The 3,267-nt window shown below is 67.2% G+C and carries 2 protein-coding genes; one reads left to right on the top strand and one right to left on the bottom strand.

Annotated elements, in window-relative coordinates:
* On the top strand, positions 1-2,867 hold a 2,867-nt coding region (locus tag Q0X68_RS13070), incomplete at its 5' end, for a carboxyl transferase domain-containing protein (RefSeq protein ID WP_297752650.1).
* 97 nt (positions 2,868-2,964) lie between these two features.
* Here Q0X68_RS13070 and Q0X68_RS13065 read toward each other — a convergent pair.
* The coding region (locus tag Q0X68_RS13065; RefSeq protein WP_297752647.1) for a transposase at positions 2,965-3,267 on the bottom strand (303 nt) is incomplete at its 5' end.

Raw genomic sequence — 3,267 nt, 5'->3', positions numbered from 1 at the left:
ACGCCACGCTGGGCGACCTCGCCCGCTCGGTGCGGTTCCGCTGGTTCGACCAGCCACTGGTCGACGCCGAGCGTGCCCCCATCTGGCAAGAGATGCTCGACGACGTGGCCGCCCTGGCAGCGAACCCGGATGCCCCCGACTACGCCGAGGGCATCGCGAAACTCGTCGCCGTCCCGGAGAAGAACGACGTCACCCTCGCCGCGCGGCTCGCCGCCGGCGTCACTGGCCCGGAGCCGATGCTCGAGGTGCTCGCCCGCAAGCACTACGCCAGCGCGGGTCTGCGCGACGTCCGCTCATCCTTCGCGGGCACACGCCCCGTCGTGACGGGCACCTACGAGCTGCATGCCGAACCCACGCACCTCATCTCGACGGTGGGCACACTCACCGAGTTGCAGGAACAGGGCGCGCTCGCCCGGCTCATCAGCGAGCACGATACGGGCGGCGACACCGTCGTCGAGGTGTACGCGTCGCACAGCGCGGAAGTGAGCCACGACGAGTCGAGTGAGCCGCTACGCCAGACGATCGCGGAGTGGCTACCTCGTCGGATACGCCGCATCGTGGTGGGCGTGTGCACGCCGCAAGGTGCGATCACGTACGTGACGCTGCGCTGGGACGGCGATGCGCTCGTGGAAGACGAGATCATCCGCGGCCATCACCCGATGGTGGCCCGCCGCCTCGACCTGTGGCGCCTGCAGCAGTTCCACATCGAGCGCGTGCCGGCGCCCGACGACGTGCTGCTCGTCGATGCGGTGGCGCGTGGCAACGCGTCAGACCGGCGACTCATTGCCATGGCGCAGGTGCGGCAGTTCGCGCTGGTGCGCGACGACGCCGGCCAGCTCATCGGGGTTCCGCACGTTGAGCGCGCCATCGAGCGCTGCCTGGAGGCGATCCGTCGCCAGCGCGCGTCGATGGGCGCGAAAGCGGGGCACCTCGATGTGAACCACGTCTGGGTGCACATCTGGCCCACCTGCGAGCTTGATCCGCGCGAGGCCGACCAGCTGAAGTCGAAGATCACACCGCTGTCGGATTCGGCGGGCATCGCGGAGGTCGTGATTCAGGGCACCTTCTCCTTCGACGGCGACACCCGCCCACTTGCGCTGCGGTTCCACCAGCGTCCCTCGGGTGAGGTAGTCACCGACGTGCAGGCCCCGCCCACGAGCGAACTGGAGCCCGTTGACGAGTACCAGAGCAAGGTGCTGCGCGCGAAGCGTCGGGGGCTGGTGTACCCGTACGAGCTGGCTGACACGCTCGCAGGCGACGGGACGCTCGTCGAGCTGGATCTCGAGGGCGACGAACTCGTCGAGGTGGAGCGCCCGTACGGGCAGAACCGGGCGGGCATTATTTGCGCGAAGGTCAGCACCCCGACGACGCTGCATCCCGAGGGCATCACCCGCATCGTGCTGGCGGGCGACCCGACGAAGGGACTCGGCGCTGTGGCGGAGCCGGAGTGCCGGCGCATCATCGCCGCGCTGAATCTCGCCGACGAGCTCGGCGTTCCGGTCGAGTGGTTCGCGCTCAGCTCGGGTGCGCTCATCTCGATGCGGTCGGGCACGGAGAACATGGATTGGGTGGCGGCGGCGCTGAAGCGCATCGTCGAGTTCACGCAGGCCGGCGGGGAGATCAACATTGTGGTGGCGGGCATCACCGTCGGGGCGCAGCCGTACTGGGCTGCGGAGGCGACAATGCTCATGCACACCAAGGGCATTCTGGTGATGACGCCGGATTCGGCGATGGTGCTCACGGGCAAGCAGTCGCTGGATTACTCCGGTGGCGTCTCCGCCGAGGACAACTTCGGCATCGGCGGTTACGACAGGGTGATGGGTCCGAACGGGCAGGCGCAGTACTGGGCGCCGGATCTGCGCGGCGCATTCCAGGTGCTGCTCCAGCACTACGACGCGACGTACGTGGCTGCGGGAGAATCGGGGCCGCGACGGGCGTCGTCGGATGATCCGATTGATCGCGACGTGTCGAGCTTCCCGCACGAACTCGAGGGCTCGGAGTTCCAGACGGTGGGGCAGATCTTCTCCGATGAGTTGAACGCCGAACGCAAGAAGCCGTTCGACATTCGCAGCGTGATGCGTGCGGTGGTGGACCAGGACGGGCCGTGCTCGGAGCGCTGGGCGAACATGGCCGAGGCGGACACCGCGGTGGTGATGGATGCGCGCATGGGCGGGTATTCCGTCGCGCTGTTGGGTATCGAGTCGAAGCCCGTGCCCAGGGCGGGGTTCCATCCGACGGATGGGCCGACGGTGTACACCTCGGGCACGCTGTTTCCGCAGTCGAGCAAGAAGGCTGCACGGGCGATCAACGCGGCATCGGGGAACCGGCCGCTGGTGGTGCTGGCGAATCTCTCGGGCTTCGACGGCTCGCCTGAGTCGATGCGTAACCTGCAGCTGGAGTACGGCGCGGAGATTGGTCGCGCGGTGGTGAACTTCGAGGGGCCGATCGTGTTCGTCGTGATCTCTCGCTACCACGGTGGGGCGTTCGTCGTGTTCTCCAAGCAGCTCAACCCGAATATGACGGTGCTCGCGCTCGAGGGGTCGCGCGCGTCGGTGCTCGGCGGGGCGCCTGCCGCGGCTGTGGTGTTTGCCCGCGACGTGGCCGCCCGCACCGCCGCTGATCCGCGCGTCGCAGAGCTCGAAGCCAAGCTCGCCGACGCGTCCGCGACGGAGCGTCCGGCGCTGGCGGCGGCCCTCGACGACCTGCGTAGTGGCGTGCGCGCGGAGAAGATCGGAGAGATCGCCGCAGAGTTCGACGGGGTACATTCCATCCAGCGTGCGGTGGAGGTGGGTTCGGTGGACAGCATTGTTTCCGTCGCCGATCTGCGGCCTGCGATTGTAGAAGTACTTGCCGCAGGGCGCTCGTGAACCTGCTCCACCCGATGGTTGAGTCGCCCCGCCCCCGGTGATTGAGTCGCCCAGCCCCGGTGGTTGAGTAGCCGCCGTAGGCGGTGTATCGACCCTTCTATGGGTTTTGCCAAGTGAGTTGGGGTGGGTTGTTGGTGAGGTGGCGGAAGAGTTGGCGGGTGATGTAGCGCTTGAGGTTGCGGAGGATGTGGCGGTGGGAGTGGCCCATGGCGGCGCGTTTGTCGTAGTAGGTTTTGGTTGTTGGGTCGTGTTGTATTCGGGTGTGGGCGATGCGGTAGATGGCGCTGTTGAGGGTGCGGTCTCCGGTTCTGTTGAGTCTGTGGTAGTCGGTGTTGCCTGATGGGGCTGCTGAAGGTTTGGTTGACTCCAAGTCCGCATGACTTCTGGGAGGAGGTTGTGC

The sequence above is a fragment of the uncultured Tessaracoccus sp. genome (genome assembly GCF_947286155.1).
In the GTDB taxonomy this organism is placed as follows: Bacteria; Actinomycetota; Actinomycetes; order Propionibacteriales; family Propionibacteriaceae; genus Arachnia.
Note: the sequence above shows the minus strand (reverse complement) of the source record. Positions and strands in the feature narration are given on the sequence as shown.